General features: G+C 74.4%; 12 protein-coding genes. 5 read left to right on the top strand and 7 right to left on the bottom strand.

Features of this window, described 5'->3' with window-relative positions; translation table 11 throughout:
- Window positions 1-151 precede the first annotated feature (151 nt).
- Window positions 152-1,276, top strand: a complete 1,125-nt coding sequence (locus tag ACZ4VL_RS30685) for a nucleotide disphospho-sugar-binding domain-containing protein (RefSeq protein ID WP_468206368.1) — start codon at window positions 152-154, stop codon at window positions 1,274-1,276.
- A gap of 92 nt (window positions 1,277-1,368) precedes the next feature.
- Here the strand turns inward: ACZ4VL_RS30685 and asnB are convergent, their stop codons facing one another.
- The 5 genes from asnB to ACZ4VL_RS30660 form a co-directional block, all read right to left on the bottom strand.
- Window positions 1,369-3,213, bottom strand: coding sequence for an asparagine synthase (glutamine-hydrolyzing) (gene asnB, locus ACZ4VL_RS30680; protein ID WP_468206365.1), 1,845 nt, complete (start codon window positions 3,211-3,213; stop codon window positions 1,369-1,371).
- Window positions 3,214-3,460: 247 nt separating this feature from the next.
- Window positions 3,461-6,349 carry a helix-turn-helix transcriptional regulator gene (locus ACZ4VL_RS30675; RefSeq protein WP_468206363.1) on the bottom strand — a complete coding sequence of 963 codons (2,889 nt, stop codon included), beginning with the start codon at window positions 6,347-6,349 and terminating at the stop codon, window positions 3,461-3,463.
- Between the two features lie 221 nt (window positions 6,350-6,570).
- Window positions 6,571-7,326, bottom strand: a complete 756-nt coding sequence (locus tag ACZ4VL_RS30670) for a thioesterase II family protein (RefSeq protein WP_468206373.1) — start codon at window positions 7,324-7,326, stop codon at window positions 6,571-6,573.
- A 273-nt stretch (window positions 7,327-7,599) separates the two neighbouring features.
- The gene (locus ACZ4VL_RS30665; protein WP_468206361.1) at window positions 7,600-8,958 is read right to left on the bottom strand and encodes a M1 family metallopeptidase; all 1,359 of its coding nucleotides are present in this window, start codon (window positions 8,956-8,958) and stop codon (window positions 7,600-7,602) included.
- 42 nt (window positions 8,959-9,000) lie between these two features.
- On the bottom strand, window positions 9,001-13,023 hold the full coding sequence (locus tag ACZ4VL_RS30660) for a Pls/PosA family non-ribosomal peptide synthetase (protein WP_468206358.1): 4,023 nt from the start codon (window positions 13,021-13,023) through the stop codon (window positions 9,001-9,003).
- Between the two features lie 321 nt (window positions 13,024-13,344).
- Between ACZ4VL_RS30660 and ACZ4VL_RS30655 the strand changes: the two genes are divergently transcribed.
- Window positions 13,345-13,617, top strand: coding sequence for a hypothetical protein (locus ACZ4VL_RS30655; protein WP_468206356.1), 273 nt, complete (start codon window positions 13,345-13,347; stop codon window positions 13,615-13,617).
- A 419-nt stretch (window positions 13,618-14,036) separates the two neighbouring features.
- Here the strand turns inward: ACZ4VL_RS30655 and ACZ4VL_RS30650 are convergent, their stop codons facing one another.
- Window positions 14,037-15,272 (bottom strand): molybdopterin molybdotransferase MoeA, encoded by a 1,236-nt coding sequence (locus ACZ4VL_RS30650; protein WP_468206354.1) that lies wholly within the window; start codon window positions 15,270-15,272, stop codon window positions 14,037-14,039.
- Between the two features lie 220 nt (window positions 15,273-15,492).
- Between ACZ4VL_RS30650 and ACZ4VL_RS30645 the strand changes: the two genes are divergently transcribed.
- The 3 genes from ACZ4VL_RS30645 to katG all read left to right on the top strand — a co-directional run bounded on the left by ACZ4VL_RS30645 (window position 15,493) and on the right by katG (window position 20,256).
- Entirely contained in the window at window positions 15,493-16,656 is a 1,164-nt protein-coding gene (locus ACZ4VL_RS30645) for a methyltransferase domain-containing protein (protein WP_468206351.1), read from the top strand.
- A 72-nt stretch (window positions 16,657-16,728) separates the two neighbouring features.
- Entirely contained in the window at window positions 16,729-17,976 is a 1,248-nt protein-coding gene (locus tag ACZ4VL_RS30640) for a serine hydrolase domain-containing protein (RefSeq protein WP_468206348.1), read from the top strand.
- Between the two features lie 90 nt (window positions 17,977-18,066).
- A complete protein-coding gene (katG, locus tag ACZ4VL_RS30635; protein ID WP_468206347.1) occupies window positions 18,067-20,256 on the top strand; it encodes a catalase/peroxidase HPI in 2,190 nt (729 codons plus the stop codon).
- Window positions 20,257-20,348: 92 nt separating this feature from the next.
- Here katG and ACZ4VL_RS30630 read toward each other — a convergent pair whose 3' ends face one another.
- Window positions 20,349-21,434 carry a DUF5954 family protein gene (locus ACZ4VL_RS30630; protein WP_468206343.1) on the bottom strand — a complete coding sequence of 362 codons (1,086 nt, stop codon included), beginning with the start codon at window positions 21,432-21,434 and terminating at the stop codon, window positions 20,349-20,351.
- Window positions 21,435-21,482 lie beyond the last annotated feature (48 nt).

Raw genomic sequence — 21,482 nt, 5'->3', positions numbered from 1 at the left:
GACTGACTCATGATGCCCCCGCAGTAAGGGCAATTGCAAGAATTCAGAAGGTTCTTGTCAAGGGTCCACGGCCCGGTCTTCCACCGCATCCTGATCTCGGGTGGGATACCGGGCTTCACTCTGTCCACACCACCCGAGAGGAAGTCTTGCCATGCGCGTTCTGTTAGTGACTTATCCGGCCATCGGGCACCTGTTCCCGACGGTTCCGCTGGCCTGGGCGCTGCGCTCGGCCGGTCACGACGTCCTGGTCGCCAGCTCGGGCGACGCACTGGAGGCGGCGAACGCCGGTCTGCACGTGGCCGACGTTTCCCCCGGTTTCCGTCTGGAGGAGTTCCTCCAGACGGAGTGCGGGGAGCTGATAGCGCGGCTGCGGCAGCCGGGCGAGATCGATCCGATGGACGGACTCAGACTGTTCGCCCAGCTCAACGACGCCCTCGCCGACGGCATCATGAAGACCGCCGACGCGTTCCGCCCCGACCTGATCGTGTACGAGCAGATCTTCGTGGCCGGCCTGATCGCGGCGGAGCGTCTCGGCATCCCGGCGGTCCAGCACGACTTCGGTTGTGTGCGGGCGACTCCGCTGCGCCAGCTGACGGTGGCGATGATGTCGGAGACGATGGCCCGGCACGGTGTGGCGGGCGTGCCGGACCGGGTACCGACGATCGACATCGCTCCGCAGAGCATGGTGGAGCCGGAGGTCGACGGCTGGGTGATGCGGCCGGTCCCGTACAACAGCGGTGCCGTACTGCCCGGTTGGGTACTGGAGCAGCGGTCGGGCCGCCCGCGGATCGGTGTCACCCTGGGTACGGCGACGGTCCACGTGAACGGTCTGGGTCCGGTCCAGCGGCTCGTGGCCGCCGCCCCGCAGGTGGACGCCGAGTTCGTGCTCGCGCTGGGCGAGGTCGAGACGGCCGAGCTCGGCGAACTGCCCGAGAACGTGCGGGTCGTGGGCTGGGTGCCGCTGGCGAAGCTGCTGGAGAACTGCGATGCGGCCGTTCACCACGGCGGTGCCGGGACGACGCTGGCCGCGCTCAACGCGGGAGTGCCGCAGCTGGTGCTGCCGGACGGCGCGGACCGCGGGATCAACGCCCAGTGCGTGCAGGACCGGGGCCTGGGCCTCAGCCGTTCGGCGGAGGACCTGGACGCGGAGCTGCTCACGCGGCTGATCACGGACGAGAAGATGGCCGTGGTGGCGCAGGAGGTCAGGGCCGAGATCGAGTCGATGCCGACGCCGGCGTCGCTGGTACCGCGGCTGGAGGAGCTGGCCCGCCGCTGAGCGGCACGGGGCCGGAGCTGATGCGGCAGGGGGCGGCGGGGGTTTCCCCGCCGGCCCTCGCCGTCGTCCGGAGCCGCGCGGCGGCTCGCCCGCTACATGCGGATCTCGGGCCGGTAGGCGTCGAGCCAGATCGCGGTGTCCAGGGCCCGCTCGAGGCCGTTGCGGGCGGCACCGCTCAGGGTCTCAGGGGCCGCCTTCACGGACTCGGCGAGCCAGTCCCGGCTGACGATCTGGAAGACCGGGCCGTCCTCACCGACGAGCTGCTTGGCGTGCTGCTGGAGCGCTTCGGCGTAGCGCCAGTCCTGGACGACCGGGTAGGGGCTCTTGACCCGTTCGACGACGGACTGCGGCAGCAGGTTCTTGGTCGCGCCGCGCAGCAGGCTCTTCTCCCGGCCGTCGTACGTCTTCATCGACCACGGCGTGTTGTAGACGTACTCCACGAGGCGGTGGTCGCAGAACGGCACGCGGACCTCCAGGCCGACGGCCATGCTCATGCGGTCCTTGCGGTCCAGCATCATCCGCAGGAAGCGGGTGAGGTGCAGGTACGACAGCACGCGCATGCGGTGCTCGTGGGGGGTCTCGGAGTCCACGCGGCCGACCTCGGCGACGGCGGTCGCGTAGTGGTCGGCGAGGGCCTCCAGCGGGTTGAGGGCGATCAGCGTGTCGAGGTTGTACATCTCGGCGGGCTGGGTGTTGGGGGTGGCGCCGATCATGCCGGCGGTGATCCAGGGGAAGGTGTCGCCCTCCTGGACCGCCGGGTTGTGCAGCCATCCGTAGCCGCCGAAGACCTCGTCGGCGGCCTCGCCGGACAGGGCGACGGTGGACCGCTCGCGGATGGCCCGGAAGAGCAGGTAGAGGGAGACGTCCATGTCGCCGAGGCCGGCCGGGCTGTCCCGGGCGATGACGACCTGGCGGCGCACCTCGGGGTCGGCGAGGGAGGTCGGGTCGAGCACGATGTCGGTGTGCTCGGAGCCAGCGTGGCGGGCCATCGCGGAGGCGAAGTCGGCGTCACGGCTGCCGTGCACGCCGGTCGGCACGAAGTGGGTGGACTCGCCGGTGAAGTCGACGGCGAAGGTGTGCAGCGGCCGGCCCTCGGTGGCCCGGTGGGCGGCGGCCAGGCCGGTGATGGCGCTGGAGTCGAGGCCGCCGGAGAGCAGGACGCAGGTGGGCACGTCGGCGACGAGCTGCCGGGCGACGGTGTCCTCCAGGAGCTCCCGTACCCGCTCGACCGTGGTGTCGAGGTCGTCGGTGTGCTCGCGGCTCTCCAACCGCCAGTAGGTGTGGCTGCGGATGCCGGCGCGGTCGACGGTGACGACGGTGCCGGGCACCACCTCGACGACGTCGTCCCAGATGGTCTCGCCGGGCGGCCGGTTGAAGGCGATGAACTCGCGCAGGCCTCGGGCGCCGACCACGGGCTTGGCCAGCGGGTTGGCGAAGATCGCCTTGGGTTCGGAGGCGAACAGCACCCCGTCGGCGGTGCGGTGGTAGAAGAGCGGCTTGACGCCCATCCGGTCTCGGACCATGACCAGCTTCTGGGCGCGGCCGTCCCAGACGGCGAAGGCGTACATGCCGTTGAGGCGGGAGGCCATAGCCTCGCCCCACTCCAGGTAGGCGTGGAGGACGACCTCGGTGTCGCTGGAGGTCCGGAAGCGGTGGCCGCGGCCGCGCAGTTCCTCGCGGAGCTCGCGGAAGTTGTAGACCTCGCCGCTGTAGGTCAGCGCGACGCGGCCGTCGGGGGTGGCGGCCTCCATCGGCTGGACGCCGCCCTCCAGGTCGATGATGGCGAGCCGGCGGTGACCGAGGGCGGCGGGGCCGTCGATCCAGCTGCCTCCGGCGTCGGGACCCCGTCCCGTCAGCGTCCGGACCATGTCGTCCAGGGTGGTGGTCTCCTGGGCCAGATCCCGTTCGTAGGCGATCCAGCCGGCGATGCCGCACATGCGATGCTCCTCGGTCTTCGCGGCGCTTCCCGGCGGCTCGGTGCAAACGGCTCCTCGCCCCGGTCCGGGGCCTGGGTGTTCGGACACCTGCGGGGCCTCGACGCCCGACGGGCGCGCCTGTCCTCCCCGACCGTATTTTCCGGCGGTGTCGGGCCACATCCCCTACCGGCCCCTCAAGGTCCTGGTGGGGGCGGGGCCTGCGGAGGGCGCGGGCCCCGGCGGGGCGGGGCGGGTGTCCGGCCGCGGCTCAGGCGATCCCGGGCAGGCTGAGGTCCCACAGCCGGGCGGGCAGGTCCCGCCGCCGTTTGACCTGCAACTTGCGGTAGATCCGGGTCAGGTGCTGCTCGACCGTGGAGACGGTGACGTACAGCTTGCCGGCGATCTCCCGGTTGGTGTGGCCGCGGGCCGCGAGGAGCGCCACCCGGGCCTCCGCCTCGGAGAGCACCTCCGCCTCCCGGGGCGGGTCCGCGGCCTCCCGCCCCGCTGTGACGGGTTCGCCGTCGCCCTGGCCGGGCGTGAACTCCTGGCACAGCGGCTGCGCCCCGCAGGACTTCGCGACGTGCCAGGCCTTGCGGACGAGCATCCGGGCCCGGTTGAAGTCCCCGGCCGCGCGGTAGCCGCTGCCCAGCTCGCCCAGTGCCCTGGCCAGCTGGATGCGGTCCTCGCCCTGCTCCAGGGTCTCCACGGCCTCGGTGAGGCGCTTCAGCCGGTACGTGAGGTCACCGCTGGTGCGGGCGAGGGCGAACAGCAGGGCTCCGCGGGTGCGGCTGCCGGCGGCGCCCGCCTCCCGCTGCTTCTGCTGCTCGACGTACTCCCGGGCGCGCGGCACGTTGCCGAGGGCCAGCCAGGCCTCGGCGGCGTCCAGCCGCCACGGTACGAGTTCGACGGAGTCCATGCCCCAGCCCTGCATGCGCTCGCCGCAGGTGAGGAAGTCGCGCAGGGCGGCGTGGTAGCGGCCGGTCGCGAGGTGGCAGCGGCCCCGGGCGCGCAGGTAGTGCAGCCCGATCTGGGTCTCCAGCATCGTTTCGGGCACGGGCTGTTCGAGGAGGGATATGGCCTCTTCCAGGTTGCCCATCTGGGTCTCGGCCTCGATGAGGACGGCGAGCGGCAGGGCGATGCCCACGCCCCAGCACTGCACGGATATCAGCGACATGGCCTGGCGGGCCTGGGCGGCCGCGCCCGGCAGGTCGCCCTGCCTGAGGACGGCCTCGGCACGGACCACGCCGAGGGCCGCCTGCCAGGTCGGCGCGTTGCGGGCGGAACACTCGCCGAGGAGCCGGTCGGTCCAGGTGAGCGCGAGGTCGAGGCGGCCGGCGTAGACGAGGGCCAGCACGGCGAGGACGAGGGGGATGAGGGTGCGGTCGCTGAGGTGGTAGCGCTGGAGCACCCGGGTGGCCTCGGCGACGGCCGCTTCGCCCTGTCCGCCGCGCAGGGCGGTCCGCATGGCCTCGACGGCCGGGAGATGGGCGTCGTCGGGCATGGTGTACGGGGCGGGGGTGCGGGCGGCGGCGGTCCCGGCCGGGGTGCGCGGCGCTCCGGGCCGGTGGGTGCCCGGGAGGCCGGCGGCGGTGAACGCCTCCCGGACCGGGGGGCTGACCACGGAGAGCCAGCTCTGGGCTGCGGCGAGGGTGCCGGGGTCGTACGTGAAGGGCAGGCCGGCGTCCCGGGCTTCCTCCTCGGCGGCCTGGAGGCGGCGCACTTCCTCGCCCGCCTGCCGGGCCTCGCCCATCCAGGCCAGGCAGCTGACGGCGTGGAGGAGGTCGCGGTCGGTGAGCCGGCCCGCGCAGAACTCGCGGGACAGCTGCCGCAGGTGGCCCTCGGCGGCGACCGGGCTGCTGCGCCAGACGATGCTCACCAGGCGGGACTTCAGGGCGGTGCGCCGGGGGCCCTCGGGGCAGGAGTCGACGGCGAGTTCCCCGCAGCGCAGGGCCAGTTCGGGGTCGTCCTCGACGAGGGCGTACTCGGCGGCCTCCTGCAGGACGGGGATGGCCCACTCGTCCGCCGGCCTGCGGGTGGCGAGGAGGTGGCGGGCGACGTCGAGGGCGGGTGCGCCGTCCTGGTGCAGCAGGCGCGCGGCGCGTCCGTGGAGGGCGGCGAGCTCCCCGGGCTGGGTGGCCACCAGGACGGCGGCGCGGGTCGCGGGCGTACGGAAGGCGCCGTCGCCGAGGATCCCGCACCGGTTCAGGTCCTGTACGGCCAGTTCGACGGCCTTGATGTGGACGCCGGTGATACGGCTGAGCAGGGCGGGCGGGGCTGCGTCGCCGAGGACGGCGATGCCGCGGGCGACGGCGGGGATCTCGGGGTCGCCGCGGTGGAGGCAGTCCAGTACGGCGCGTTCGAAGTGCTCGGCGGGGGCGAGCGGCTGGAAGGGCTCGCTGCCGCCGAGGGCGGCCAGGCCGTCCTCCAGCAGGGCGTTGACCAGGACCGGGTTGCCGCCGGTGGCCTCCTGGCAGTCGGCGGACAGGCGCTGGGCGGCGGCGGTGGCGAAGTGGTCGGCGAGGATGCGGGCGGTGCCGTCCGCCGTGAGCAGGGGCAGCCGGACGCTGGTGCAGTTGGGCTGGCGCCGCAGTTCGGCGTGGAAGGCGAGCTGGGCGGGCAGCAGCCGCACGGCCTCGGAGAGGACGATCAGTACGCCGGCCTGCCGGACCCGGCGGGCCAGGCAGAGCAGGAAGGCGCGGGAGAGTTCGTCGCCGTGGTGGACGTCGTCCACGGCGATGACGAGGGTGCGGTCCCGGGCGATCCGCAGGAGCAGGGCGCACACGTGCGGCAGGACGCGCATGCCGGCCTCGGTGCCGCCGGTGGTGTCGGCGGCGCCGGATGTGCCGGTGGCGGGTGCGGCCACCGCGTCGAGCAGGGCGGTGGCCTCGGCGTGGACGGCGGGGTCCAGGGGTGCGGCGCTGTCGAGGATGCGGCGCAGGATGCCGAAGGGGAGGTGGCGCTCGGGCCGGGAGCCGGCGGCTTCCAGGACGAGCGTCCCTTCGGCGATGGCCTGTTCGGTGAAGTGTTCCAGCAGGGCCGTCTTCCCGGCGGCGGTGGGCCCGCTGATCACCGCGACGCGTCCGCGGCCCCGCCGCGCGCTGCCGAGCAGGTCGGTCAGCGTCTCCCACTGCTTCTCGCGCTCGGCCAGCCTTGCCACCTGTGCGTCCCTTTCCCCCGGGCTCTGTGAACCTGTCCTGCACTGCACTGCGTCACGCCTCCTCGTGGCCCGCCGGTCCGGCGGGGCGGGTACGGGGCGGGTGCGGTCGGGGCTCGGATGCCTCCCGGTGCGGAGGACTGTCCGGCACGGCCGTGGAACCCGCCTCGTCCGTTCGCCTTCCGGGCCGGCCGTTGGTCATGCGGCCCGGCCCGGATCGCGGCTCACCCCTTGCGGGTGGCCTCCGCGAGCTCCTCTGAAATGATCTTCAGGATCTGCGCCTGTTGTGGGGCGAGGAAGAAGTGGCCACCGGGGAAACGATGGATGTCGAATCCGCCCAGGGTGTGGCCTTCCCAGGCGTCCGCTTCCTCACTGCTGGTCCGGGGGTCGGACTCGCCGGTGAGTACGGTCACGGGTGCCTTCACCGTGTCCTCGGCGGCGGCGCGGTAGTTCTCGATGGCGGTGTAGTCGCTCCGAATGGCGGGCAGCACCATGCGGAGGATCTCCTCGTTGCCGAGAATCGCGGCGTCGGTTCCGCTGAGTTCCCGCATTTCGGCCACGATGCCGTCGTCATCGCGCAGGTGCACGGTTTCGTGGCGGAAACTCGACGGCGAGCGCCGCCCCGAGGCGAAGATGCGCACCGGGTCGATGCCGTGGTCGCGCTCCAGCCTGCGCGTGACCTCGAAGGCGAGGACGGCGCCCATGCTGTGGCCGAACAGGGCCAGCGGCCTGTCCACCCAGGGCAGGAGTGCGCTGGTCAGGGCGTCGGCGTAGGCACCGATGTCGGTGAACCCGGGCTCATGGCGGCGGTCCTGCCGTCCGGGGTACTGCACGGACAGGACGTCCACCGCCGGGGAGAGGGCCTGAGAGACGGGGAAGTAGAAGGAGGCCGATCCGCCGGCGTGCGGCAGGCAGACCAATCGGATCGGACTGTTGTCCGCGGCGTGATAGCGGCGGATCCAGCCGTCGGCATTCTGCATGTCGATCAAGGGGATGAAAACTCCGTTTTCCGGTCCGGACGCAGCACGCACGATCGATCTTCAGATCCGGCGCATTTCCTGCTTCCGCACACGCGTTCCGTTGATCTCATGTCTAGCAGAGCAACAATCCCTCGAGTACCCCTAGATCCGACCCCTACCAGGACTCGAGAATCCCCCTTCCCCGCCGACCGGACGGCCGGTTTTCCGCACGGATCCCGCAGGCCAGGAAGGGAACTCGGGGCCATGCAGACGAATTTCGGCCATCGGTCGGAATCAGCGCTTCCCCTTCCGCGGGGCCACGGGTTCCGGCGGCGCGGGGAACGGCGGGAGGGCCGGTTCGAACAGCCAGGCGGCGAGCAGTTCGTCCACCGGGCGGGGCGCGTGCCGCGCCACGTGGCCGGTGAACGCGGCGGTGGTGACCACTCCGTGGCGGTGCACGGCCGCCCAGTCGCGCAGCATGGGGAAGAACGCCGCGTCGCCCAGGGCGCAGCGGACCGCGTGGACGGCGAGCCCCCCGCGCTGGTACAGCCGGTCGTCGAACATCAGTTTCCGGCCCGGGTCGGCCAGCCGCAGGTCCTGCGGCTGCGCGGCCAGCAGCCGGTGTGCCGCGGCCGCCAGCTGGTGGGCCGTGCGGCCGCCGGAGTGCTCGGACCAGAGCCATTCGGCGTACTTCGCGAGGCCCTCGTTCAGCCAGATGTGCCGCCAGTCGGCGATGGTCACGCTGTTGCCGAACCACTGGTGGGCGAGCTCGTGGGCGACGAGGCGCTCCGAACCGCGCACGCCGTCCACGTGGTTGGCGCCGAACAGGGACATGCCCTGGGCCTCCACGGGGACGTCCAGTTCCTCGTCGGCGATGGCGACCGTGTACTCACCGAAGGGATAGGGGCCGAACAGGTCCTCGAACAGCCGCATCATGGCCGGCTGGCGGGCGAAGTCCCGGGAGAACCTCGGCAGCAGGTGCGGCGGCACGTGCGCGCTCTGCGCCACGCCGCCGAGGCCGGGGTCGCCGAGCAGCACCATCTGGTAGGTGCCGATGGCCAGCCCGACCAGATAGCTGGAGGTGGGCGCGGGCTGCTCGTACACCCAGGTGGTCGTGCTGGCGCGCGTGGTGCGGGTGAGGAGCCGGCCGCCGGCCACCACCGTGTACGCGGACGGCGTGTTGACCGAGAGCTGGTACGCGGCCTTGTCGGCGGGCCGGTCGTTGCACGGGTACCAGGACGGCGCCCCGACGGGCTGGCTGGCCACCAGCGCCCCGTCGGTCAGCTCCTCCCAGCCGAGGCCGCCCCAGGGGCTGCGCACCGGCTTGGGGTTGCCCGACCAGTTGACCTCCACGGTGAACGCGGCCCCGGCGTGCAGCGGCTTCGCCGGCCGGATCCGCAGCCTGCCGGCCCGGTGGCTGTAGTGCGGGACCCGGCCGTCCACGAGCACCCGCCCGAGCCGGAAGTCGGCCAGGTTGAGGTGGAACTCGGTGAGGGGCGCCCGCCCGGCGATCGCGCTGAGCCGGGCCGTGCCGGCCAGCCGGTTGGGGCCGGGACGGTACTCCACGGCGAGTTCGTACCGGTGCACGCGGTAACGGGGGTCACCGTTGTCCGGGAAATAGGGGTCGGATCCCGCTGTCTGCTGGCCGTTCACTGACGCTTCCGCTCCCTGCCGCCCGGTGCCCGCGGCGGCCCGTCACGACCGCCACGCCTCGATCGGATTGCCCAGCCAGCGGGAGTCGGCGGGGACGGACTCCCCGGCCATCACGAGGGAGGCCGGGCCGAGAGTGCTGCGCGCCCCCAGCGTGCTCCCCGGCAGGACGATTCCGCCCGGGCCCAAGGTGGCGCCCTCACGGAGGATCACAGTATCCGTCCGCAGGATCCGGTCGTGGAAGAGGTGTGTCTGCAGGACGCAGCCGCGGTTCACGCTGACGGCGTCACCGAGCACGACCAGGTCCGTCTCCGGCAGCCAGTAGCTCTCGCACCACACGCCCCGGCCGATGCGGGCCCCGAGGCCGCGCAGCCACAGCACCAGCAGCGGCGTGCCGGACAGTGATCCGGCCAGCCACGGCACGGCCAGGACCTCGACGAACGTGTCCGCCAGCTCGCCCCGCCACACGAAGCCGCTCCACAGCGGGTGCTCCCCGGGCCGGTGGCGGCCCACCAGCAGCCACTTCGCGGCCACTGCGACCGCGCAGGCGGCCGTGCCCGCGGCGAGCAGGACCACCCCGGAGAGCAGCGCCGCGCCCCAGGGGCCCGGGCCGCCCGCCGTGGCCGCGGCGCTCAGGACGGCCACGGCCAGGACGGCCAGCGCGGCCGAGCAGAACACCGGGACGAGCCGGCACAGCTCCACCGCGCCGCGCGCCCACAGCAGCCGCGCGGGCGGGTCGTACGTCCGGCTCAGGTCGGCGTCGGCCGCGGAGCGGGGCAGCCGGACGGGCGGCAGGCCCAGGTACGAGCTGCCCTTCTTGGCCTTCTTCGGGGTGGCGGACAGTACGCCGACCAGCCCGTCGTCCGGCACTGCGCGGCCCGGGGCGGTCATCCCCGAGTTGCCGAGGAAGGCCCGGCGGCCGATCTCGGAGTGGCCGATCCGCACCCAGCCGCCGCCCAGCTCGCAGGGCGCGGTCAGGGTGTCGTCGGCGAGGAATGCGCCGTCGCCCACGGTGGTGAGGCTCGGCAGGGCGAGCACGGTGGACACCTCCGCGCCCCGGCCGATCTTCATGCCGAGCAGCCGCAGCCACACCGGGGTGATCAGCCCGGCGTACAGCGGGAAGAGCGTGCCCCGGGAGAGGTCCATCAGCTGGGTGACCGTCCAGGCCTGCCAGGCGACCCTGCTGTGCGTCGGATGGCTCCCGGTGCGCAGCCCGATGCTGAGCGCGCGTACGGAGACCAGCACCAGCAGGGCGTACGCGCACCCGAACGCGAGAGCACCCGGCACCGCTGCGAGCAGTGCTCCGCCCAGCGCTCGGGCGGGCCCGGCGTCGGCGGGCACGAACCGGCCGGCCACGAGCAGCGCGGGCACGACGGCGGCCACCGGCAGGAGCGTCAGCCCGAAGCCGGTGACCCCGTACATGGCGCGCCAGTGGACCGACCGGGGCGGGCGCTCCCGGGGCCAGTTGTGCTTGGCGCGGCCGAGCTTGACCGCGGGCGCCCCGGCCCAGCGCTGGCCGGTCGGGATCTGCCCGGTCACCGCGGAGCCGGGGGCCACCTCGGCCCGCTTGCCGACCCGGGCCCCGGGCAAGAGCACGCTGCGGGTGCCGACGACCGCCCCGGCACCGACCTTGACCGGGCCGATCACCAGCCGGTCCCCGTCCAGCCAGTGCCCGGCGAGGTCGACCTCGGACTCGACGGCGCAGCCGCGGCCCAGTTTGAGCAGGCCCGTGACCGGGGGCAGGGAGTGCAGGTCAACGTCGGGGCCGACCCTGGCGCCGAGGGCCCGGGCGTAGCGCTCCAGCCAGGACCCGGTGAGCGCGGTGGCGCCGGCGCACTCGGCGAGCCGCTCGGCCGTCCACAGTCTCAGGTGCACGCTCCCGCCGCGCGGGTAGCGGCCGGGCTGGACGCCGCGCAGCAGCAGCCGGGCGCCGCCGGCGGCGATCGCGAGCCGGCCCGGTGGGCTGAAGAGCACGGCCGCTCCGGCGCCGACCAGCCACCAGGAGGCGGTCGGCGCCCACGGGTAGGGCCCGAGCCGGTGCAGGACGTTGCCCAGGGCCAGCAGGGCCACGGTCCAGCGCAGGCCGACCAGGGTGGCGAGCGGGAGCAGCAGGAGGCACTGCGCCAGCTGGGTGCGGGTGGGGACGGGGGCGACGGGACGGGCAGCGGCGTCTTCCTGCGCGGACTTCTCCAGCCGGCGGGCGAGCTTGCGCAGGGTGGGCTGCTGGTAGACGTCGAGGACGGCCACGCCGGGGTAGCGGGTGCGCAGCCGGGTGGTGAGCCGGGCGGCGGCGAGGCTGCCCCCGCCGATCGCGAAGAAGTCGTCGTCGGCGCCGGTGACGGGCACGCCGAGGGTCTCGTGCCACTGTTCGGCGAGCCAGGCCTCGGTGCCGTGCAGCTGCGCGGCGGGGCCGGTCGCGGTCTCCTGGTCGGGCAGTGGCCAGGGCAGTGCGTCCCGGTCGACCTTGCCGGAGGTGCGGGTGGGCAGTGCGTCGACGGGCGCCAGCAGCGGTACGAGGGCCGCGGGCAGGGCGGCCCGCAGCCGTTCGAGGGCCGCCGCCCGGTCCCAGCCGTCCTGGGTGACGAGGTAGCCGACCAGCAGCTGGGTGCCGCCGCGCGCGGTGCGGACGGCGGCGGCCGCGGCGCTCACCCCGGGCAGGGCCTGGAGTGCGGTGTCCACCTCGCCCAGCTCGATGCGGCGGCCGCCGAGCTTGACCTGGTCGTCGGCGCGGCCGAGGAAGACCAGGCCGTCGGGTTCCGCGCGGACGAGGTCGCCGCTGCGGTAGGCGCGCTGCCAGCCGAGGGCGTCCAGGGGGGCGTACTTCTCCCGGTCCTTGTCCGGGTCGAGGTAGCGGGCCAGGCCCACGCCGCCGATGACGAGCTCGCCGCTGCCGCCCATCGGTACCGGTTCGCCGGACTCGTCGACCACGGCCAGTTCCCAGCCGTTCAACGGCAGGCCGATCCGGACCGGGTCCTGGCCGGTCAGGAGCGAGGCGCAGGCGACGACGGTCGCCTCGGTGGGGCCGTACGTGTTCCAGACCTCGCGGCCCTCGGTGACCAGGCGCCGGCCCAGCTCGGGCGGGCAGGCCTCGCCGCCGAAGACCAGCAGCCGGACCTCGTCGAGGGTGTCGGGCTCCCAGAGCCCGGCCAGTGTGGGCACGGTGGAGACGACGGTGATCTCCTGTTCCACCAGCCACGGGCCGAGGTCGGCGCCGCTGCGCACCCGGGAGCGGGGTACCGGCACGAGGCAGGCGCCGTGCCGCCAGGCCAGCCACATCTCCTCGCAGGAGGCGTCGAAGGCGACGGAGAGGCCCGCCATGACCCGGTCGCCGGGTCCGATCGGCTCGTCGGCGAGGAACAGCGCCGCTTCGGCGTCCACGAACGCGGCGGCGCTGCGGTGGGTGACGGCGACGCCCTTGGGCTTGCCGGTGGAGCCCGAGGTGAAGATGATCCACGCGTCGTGCTCCGGCCCGGGGCGCGCGGCGCGGGCCGCCCTGCCCTGGGCCGGACCGGTGGCGACGGCCGCTTCCGTGGCGCCGGAGGTCTCTGCGGCTCCCGCGGCTCCCGTGGTCTCTGCGGCACCCTCGGCTGCCGAGGCCGGGGGCTCGAACGCCTCGATGCACTGCCCGGCTCCGAGCACGGCCCGCACCCCGGCTTCGGCGAAGACCAGCGCGGCGCGCTCGTCGGGGTCCTCGGCGTCGACCGGCACGTAGGCGGCGCCGGCGGCGAGCACCGCGAGGACCGTCGCGTACAGCTCGTTGGTGCCGGAGGGCACGCGGACGCCGACCCGGTCGCCCAGGCCGATCCCGGCGGCCGCGAGGGCGCGCCGACGGCGCTCGACCTCGGCGGCGAGGGCCCGGTAGGTCAGCCGGGCGGTGCCGTCGTCCAGGGCGAGCTCGTCCGGGTACGCCCGCACGGAGGCGTCGAACACGTCGACGAGGGTGCGCGGCGGGGCCGCGGGCCCGGCGCGGAACCGGGCGGACTTACCGCACTCCGTGCGCCCGTCCTCCTCGGCCGTCGTGCGGTCGTCGATCAGGGTGAGTTCACCGTGTTCGGGTGTGGCAGCCATCGGCCCTCACGTCTCGCACCCGGGCACGGCCGGGTTGTCGGAATATCCCGGTTCCGCCCGGGTTGCTCGGGTACAGCGCCAAACAGCCCGCCAGTTTAGTGCACCTGCGGGAAGGATCGACTGGTTCGACGCATTTCGGCCACTTGTAGGCGCATTGCGGCACCCTCTCCCGCGGCGTCGGCTCACATGCGAAGCGTTTCCGCTGTTCGACCCATCAGTTGCCAGGCAATTGTCGAATTCACAGCGCAGATGCAGGATGGGGCGCGAGGTTTCCCGCGGCGGGAACCGCCGGGCGGCCGGGCGACGGAGAGGGCGGGCTCCATGACCACGAGGACGACGCACACCCAGGCGAGCCGCGCCGGCGACGTCCACCACGGCCCCGTCGGGCCCGGCGACTCCGCTCGACGCCGCCGTCCGGACGAGCGGATCGCCCGGGCCGTCACCGAGGCCCTGGGCGGTGCCCGGAGGGTGCTCGACGTCGTGACGGGCGAGGCGCTGCCCTTCGCCGACGGGAGTTCGACGCGGCGACGGCGCTGTGCGGCCTGCCCCGGTGGTCCGACGTCCGGGCCGGCCTGCGGGAACTGCGGCGGGTGACCCGCGGGCCCGTGGTGATCCTCACCTGCGACCCCGCGCTGGTCCGGGACTTCTGGCTGTACCGGTACGCGCCGGAGGTCCTCGACGCCGAGGCCCGCCGCCACCCCACCGTCGGGAACCTCGCAGACGCGCTCGGGGGCACGGGCGCAGTGCGGACGGTGCCCATCCCGCCGGACTGCACCGACGCGTTCAACGAGGCGTATTACGGCCGTCCGGAGCTCTTCCTCGACCCGGCGGTACGGCAGGCGTGCCCGGCCTGGGACCTCGTCGACGACCGGGTCGGGGCGCGCTTCGAGGCGGCCCTGCGCCGCGACCTGGAATCGGGTGCCTGGGACGAGGCGTACGGCCACCTGCGCCCAGGGCGCGTACGAGGGCTCGCTGGTGGTCGTCCGCGCGATCCCGTAGCCCGGCGGCGGCCGTCAGCCGGGTATCAGGAGCAGCGGGACGGGGTCGCCCGGCGTCCAGTCCGGCGGGATCGCGGCCAGCGCGTCGGCCACGGCCGCGCCCTGCAGGAACGCCGCCCGGTGCCCGTCGGCGACCTCGGCCCCGCCGCCGTCCCACGCGACGGGCACCAGGCGGGTCAGCCCGGGCGCGGGCCGGACCGGGCCCCGTACCGGGACGCGCGGCAGGGACGCGAGGGTGCGGCCGCTCAGGGCGGCGAGCAGCGGGCCGAGCAGGGTGTGGGCGGCGGCCAGGGCCGCGTACGGGTTTCCGGGCAGCCCCACCAGCCAGCGGCCGCCGTCCAGCCCGGCCAGCAGCATCGGGTGCCCGGGGCGGCAGGCGACGGTGTCGACGACCGTCCGGGCCCGGGCCCCGGCCAGCAGCCGGCGCAGCTGGTCCGTGGCACCGACGGAGGTGGATCCCGTGACCACGACGACATCGGCGTCCCGCATCCCGTGGACGGCCCCGGCCAGCAGCCCGGCCGGCCGGTCGGGGACGTGCCGCACCTCGACGGTCTCGCCGCCGAGGGAGGCGACCAGCGGCGGGAGCAGCGGCCCGAGGGCGTCGCGCACCCGGCCCGGCCCCGGCCTGCCGGCATGCTCCAGCTCGTCGCCCGTGACCAGCACGCCGACCCGGGGCCGCGGCCGTACGGCCAGGGTGTCGTGGCCGCAGGACGCGGCGAGGCCGAGGAGCGCCGGCCCGATCCGGCTGCCCGCCGGGGCGAGGCGGGCGCCGGCCGCGGCGTCCTCGCCGGTCCGCCGGACGTGCCGGCCCGACGGCGGTACGGGACCGGACACCCGGCCGTCCCCGTCGACCCGGGCCACCTCCAGCGGCAGCACGGCGCACGCCCCGACCGGCACCGGGGCCCCGGTGGACACCCCCACGCACTCCCCCGCGCCCAGGACGCCCGTCCAGGCGGCACCCGCCCGGACGGTCCCGCGGACGCGCCACGGGCCGGCGCCCGCCACGGCGTAGCCGTCCATGGCGGCCGTGTCGAACGACGGCAGCGGGTGCAGGGCGCACAGGTCCTCGGCGAGGGTGAGCCCGGCTGCGCCGCGCAGCGGCACCGCACGGGCGGGCACCGGCCGGGCCGGGGCGCCGTGGGCCAGCACCCGCGCCTGCGCCCAGGGCACCGCCCGGGCCGGGTCGCAGGAGCGGGCGACGGCGGCCGGGGCGGGGTCGGTCACGGTCTCGGTCTCGGTCACGGCAGGCATGGACACGACTGTCGGGCCGCCGCGTTTCCTGCCGCTGCCGGGCGGATTGCGGTTGCGCTCCGGCTCCCTCACAGCTGCCGCCCCCCGCCGGTGAACCCGCGACCTCCGCGCCGGTGACGTCCCGAGGACGGGACGGTCTGGCATATGCGGCCCCTCTCGGCGCACCTTGCTTGAACGCCACCCCGAGCGGCCTCGGCGGCTCGCACACGAGGAGTGAGAGATGGCGGTCGTCGTCGTGCGGCATGCTGCATCCGGGACTCCGCCGACCGTGCGCAAGGTGCTCGCCGACGCCGGCCTCTCCGTCCGGACGGTCATCGTGGCCGACGGCGAGGACGGGCCCGCGGGCGACCTCAGCGGCATCGCCGGCCTGATCGTCCTGGGCGGCCCCCGGTCCGCGCCACCGCACGGCCCGCCCGCCCTCGTACGGGACGCCCTCTGTGCGGAGGTGCCCCTGCTGGCGCTGGGCGCCGGTGCGCGGCTGCTGGCGGAGCCGGCGGGCGCGGTGCGGGTGCGGCCCCCGCTCGCGGTGCTCGGGCCGCGGGCCGGTCCGTGGAGCTCACCCCGGCTGCCGCGACCGACCCGCTGTTCGCCGGAGCCGCCCGCCCCGCCCCCGGAACGCGGCCGGCTTCCGAGCCCCTCGCGCTGCCTGCCGACGCGGTCGTCCTGGCCTCCTGCGACGGCTACCCCGAGCAGGCGTTTTCCGGATCGGGCCCAGCGCCTGGGGCGTACGGTTCCTCCCGCAGGACGGACCCGCAGCAGACCGCACCGGGGGCCCGGACCCCGCCCGCGCCCACGCCCCCGACCCATGGGGCGAGGCGCTCCTCGGTCGGTTCGCGGCCCTCGTGGCGGCCGGGCCGAACACACCGCCACCCGGGCCTTCTTCACCCTCCGCGCCGCGGCCTGGGAGGAGCAATTCGCGTGCCAGACCCCGGCGTACGAGGCCGCCGTCGCCCGGATGCGGCTGGCGGCCGGCGGGCCGGCCGTGGACCTGGGCTGCGGCACCGGGCGGGCCATGCCCGCACTGCGCGCCCAGGTCGGCCCCGGCGGCCGGGTACTGGGGGTCGACGTCACCCCGGCCATGCTGACGGCCGCCGCCCGGCACGGCCGCACCCACCACGGCCGGCTCCTCGCCGCCGACTGCACCCGGCTCCCGCTGCCCGGCGGGTCCGTGCACGGCATCTTCTCGGCCGGCCTCCTCGACCACCTCCCGGACCCGGGCGCCGCGCTCCGCGAAGGGGCCCGCGTCACCGCCCCGGACGGCGTCCTGCTCCTGCTCCACCCCTCCGGCCGGGCCGAACGGGCCGCCCGGCACGGCCGCACCCCCGATCCGGACGACCTCCTCGCGGAACACCGGTTCCTGGCCCGCGCCGCTCCCCGCTCCTGACCGCCTCCGTCGAGCCTGACCGCCTCCTCGAGCAGAAGTGCGCCGGGCTGCGGCCACGCCCACACTGGCAGGATGAGGCGCACGCCCGCGGTGTCGCTCTGCACGGCCTGCCTGATCGGCGCAGCCCTGCCGGCCGGGTCCGGCGCGGCTGCGACCTCCGCCGCCCCCGCTGCGACCTCCGCCGCTCCTGCGGCCACCGCCCCGCGGGCCTGCGTCGGTTCACCCGCGCCCGTCCCCGCCCACGGCGACGCCCGCCGGGTCCTCGACATCGCGGAGCGGGCCAAGCGGGAGTTCGGGCTGAACGCGGTGGTCCTGAAGGTGACCTCACGCGGCCAGGAGGTGCTCACCTCGGCCCTCGGCGAGTCGATGACGGGCGTTCCGGCCGATCCGTCGATGCACTTCCGCACCGGCTCCGTCGGCATCGTCTACATGGCGACCGTCCTGCTGCAGCTCGTCGAGGAGGGCCGGGCCTCGCTCGACGACCCGGTGTCCCGCTGGGTGCCGGACGCACCGCACGGCTCGGAGATCACCCTCAGGATGCTCGGCAGCTCCACGTCCGGCCTCCACGACTACGTCACGAACCCGAAGTTCATCGCGGAGTACGAGGCGGCGCCGTTCCGCGCCTGGACCCCGGCGGAGGTCCTCAAGATCGCAGCGACTCCCCCGCTCCTCTACGAGCCGGGGACCAACTGGAACTACTCGCACGCCAACTTCGTCCTCCTCGGGGCCGCGTTGGAGAAGATCAGCGGCCAGCGCCTGGACCGGCTGCTCGCCGCACGCGTCTTCGGCCCGCTGGGGCTCGGCCAGACCACCAACCGGTTCACGCCGCAGATCCCGGAGCCCGTCCTGCACGCCTTCACCGCCGAACGCGGCCGCTACGAGGAGTCGACCTTCTGGAACCCCTCCTGGACCACGGCCCCGGGAGCGGTCCTGGTCCAGGACGTCTGCGATCTGGAACGGTCGGCCCGCGGCATCGGCACCGGTGAGCTGCTGTCCCAGAAGTCCTTCCGGACCCAGCTGGACCCGGGCACGGTCGGCCTGGGGCACGCGACGGCCTCCTGCCCGGCCAGCGTCTGCCTCCTGACCAACACGCCGTCCCGGCACTTCGGCTTCGGGGTGATCGTGGTCAACGGCTGGATCACGACGAACCCGTCCTTCTCCGGGTACGCGGCCGTCCAGGCCTACCTGCCGGCGCAGCAGCTGTCCATCGCGGTCAGCGTGACGCAGGGTCCCGAGAGCCCCGAGGGCAACTCGGCCCAGACCATCGCCGAACGCATCGCCGCCGCCCTCGCCCCCGGTCACCCGCTCAAGGTGCCCTGACGCGGATTCTTCCAGGCGTGTTCTCACCGCTCCGCGGTCCGCCGTGCGCGACCATACGGACAAAATATCCAAACAGGAAGAAGGATGGACGTGTCCGGCAGCGAGAGCGAGAACCCGGCAATCCCCTCCCCCACCCCTACGGCGACCCGGCCCAGGACCAACCAGGACTGGTGGCCGAACCAGCTGGACCTCCAGGTCCTGCACCAGAACTCGCCCCTCGCCGATCCCATGGGCGAGGACTTCGACTACACGGAGGAGTTCAAGACCCTCGACGTCGACGCGCTGAAGCGGGACGTCTTCGAGGTGATGACGACGTCACAGGACTGGTGGCCGGCGGACTACGGCCACTACGGGCCGCTCTTCATCCGGATGAGCTGGCACGCCGCGGGCACGTACCGCATCGCCGACGGCCGGGGCGGGGGCGGCGCCGGCGCCCAGCGCTTCGCCCCCCTCAACAGCTGGCCGGACAATGCGAGCCTCGACAAGGCACGCCGCCTGCTCTGGCCGGTCAAGCAGAAGTACGGGCGGAAGATCTCCTGGGCCGACCTGCTGGTCTTCGCCGGCAACTGCGCACTGGAGTCCATGGGGTTCAAGACGTTCGGATTCGGATTCGGCAGGCAGGACATCTGGGAGCCCGACGAGGTCTTCTGGGGGCCCGAGGACACCTGGCTCGGGGACGAGCGCTACAGCGGCGACCGGGAACTCGCCCGGCCCTTCGGCGCCGTGCAGATGGGGCTGATCTACGTGAACCCGGAGGGCCCCAACGGCAACCCGGACCCGGTGGCCGCCGCGCGGGACGTCCGCGAGACCTTCGCGCGCATGGCGATGAACGACGAGGAGACGGCGGCGCTCATCATCGGCGGCCACACCTTCGGCAAGTGCCACGGCGCGGTCGACTCCCAGTACATCGGCCCGGAGCCCGAGGCCGCCCCCGTGGAGCAGCAGGGCCTCGGCTGGCGGAACACGTACGGCAGCGGTAGCGGCTCCGACACCCTCACCAGCGGGCTGGAAGGCGCGTGGACCACCGCGCCGACCCGATGGGACAACGGCTACCTGGACAACCTGTTCCGGTACGAGTGGGAGCTGACCCAGAGTCCCGCCGGCGCCAACCAGTGGAAGCCCAAGGACCCCGAGGCGCAGGACATCGTGCCCGATGCGCACGACCCGGCGAAGCGGCACGCCCCGATGATGCTGACGACGGACCTCGCACTGAAGGTGGATCCGGTGTACCGGCCGATCGTGCAGCGCTTCCACGAGCACCCGGACGAGCTCGCGACCGCTTTCGCCAAGGCCTGGTACAAGCTGCTGCACCGCGACATGGGGCCCGCCTCGCGCTACCTCGGCCCGTGGGTCCCGGAGCCGCAGCTGTGGCAGGACCCCGTCCCCGAGGTCGACCACGACCTGGTCACGGACAAGGACGTCGCCGCCCTCAAGGACAGCATCCTCGGCTCCGGGCTGCCGGTGTCCCACCTGGTGGCCGCCGCCTGGGCGTCGGCGGCGAGCTTCCGCGGCACCGACAAGCGCGGCGGCGCGAACGGGGCGCGCATCCGGCTCGCCCCCCAGAAGGACTGGGAGCCCAACAAGACGCCCGAACTGGCCGCGGTGCTCCAGACCCTGGACGGGATCCGGCGGGACTTCGACGCCGCGCAGTCCGGCGGGAAGCGGGTGTCGCTGGCCGACCTGATCGTGCTGGGCGGGTGCGCTGCCGTCGAGCGGGCGGCGCGGGACGCCGGGCACGACATCACGGTCCCGTTCGCCCCGGGGCGCACGGACGCCACGCAGGAGCAGACCGACGTCGACTCGTTCGCCGTGCTGGAACCGGCCGCGGACGGGTTCCGCAACTACGTGCGGGCGGGCGAGAAGCTGCCGCCGGAGACCCTGCTGCTGGACCGGGCCAACCTGCTGACGCTGACCGCTCCCGAGATGACCGTGCTGGTGGGCGGCATGCGGGCGCTGAACGCCAACGTCAGGCAGTCCCCGCACGGCGTGTTCACCGACCGGCCGGGGACACTGACGAACGACTTCTTCGTCAACCTGCTGGACATGGGCACGCAGTGGACGCCGTCCGCCACGGTCGAGAACGGGTTCGAGGGCCGGGACCGGGCCACGGGCGGGGCCAAGTGGACGGCGACCGCCGTCGACCTCGTCTTCGGCGCCAACTCCCAGCTCCGGGCCATCGCGGAGGTCTACGCCTCGCAGGACGGGGAGGAGAAGTTCGTGCGCGACTTCGTCGCCGCCTGGGACAAGGTCATGACCCTCGACCGGTTCGACCTGGTCTGATCCCCCGGGGCCCCGGGTTCCGGTGTCCGGGGCGGCCGGTCCCGACCCGGCCGGCCCGGACACCCTGGGTGCGCCCCGGCGGACGCCCCCGCTCAGTCCTCGGGCAGGACGTTGCCGTCCTCGTCGAGCGGCGGGTGGATCCGTGCCGGGTCCTGGGTGTTGAGGTCGGTCGGGCGGGGGCCCTCGGGCCCGTCGGGCCCCCAGCGCAGCAGACGGCGGGTGCGGGCGATCCGGTACACGGTGCCCCGGAACTCCAGCCGGTTCACCCGGCCGGCCCGGAGCCGGTCGGCGGCCTCGGCGTACGCCGCGAGCTCCGCGGCGTGCCGGTCCGCCCGTCCGCCGGCGGCCGCCGTCCGGGTACGGGCGTCAGTGTGCGTGTCGGTGCTCACGGGGATGAGGCCGCGCATCCGCGGCCACGCCCAGGTCAGCCCGAACTCCAGCGACCTGCGGGCCGCGTGCGCCGTCGGGTGCGGGCCGCTGACCGGCTTCCAGCCGCCCCTCGACTGCTCCACGACCGTGAACGTGGGCGGCAGGAGCAGCACGTCCGGGTGGGTGTCCAGCGCCTGCCGGGAGTCGGCGCGCACGTCTGCCGGGAACCGGTCGCCGACGTAGTGCAGGCCGCGCAGGGCCAGCTGCTCGACGGCCTGGGTCGGGGTGACCGGGGCGTCCGGGTCCAGGACCAGGTCCGCGTCGACCTTCGGCTCCGCGGCGTTGCGGGCCCAGTCCGGGACCGGGGGCTCCGGGTCGGTGGGGCGCGGCTCCTCGATGCCGCCCGGGCCGGCGCCCGCGTACTCCTCGGCGCGCACGATGCGGTAGCGGTCGCCGGCCGCGACGAGTTCGTCGACCCGCCCGGTCTCCAGCCGGGCGACCGCGGCCAGCAGGTCGCGCCGCTCCGCCCGGTCCTTCGCCTCGTCCTTCGCACGGAACCACAGCTTCGAGTTCAGGCTGTCGCGTGCCAGCTGCGGGCAGCCGGCCGCGACGGCGACCACCACCCGCCACCGCGGCCCGTCCCCGGGGCGCTGTGCCGCCACCCCGAACAGCGGGCCGCGCACGGCCACGTCGCCCGCACGCACCACGGCGTCGACGGCGTCGGCTTCCGCTGCGGCCTCCACCGGCTCCACCGGCACGCGCACCACCATCGGCCGCGGCCGGTCCGGCCCTGTATCCCCACGGTCCATGCGCCCATCCTGCCGAGCGGAGCACGGCTCCGTGGCGGTTTCGGCGTT

Source organism: Streptomyces sp. NPDC029014, assembly GCF_055564695.1.
Note: the sequence above shows the minus strand (reverse complement) of the source record. Positions and strands in the feature narration are given on the sequence as shown.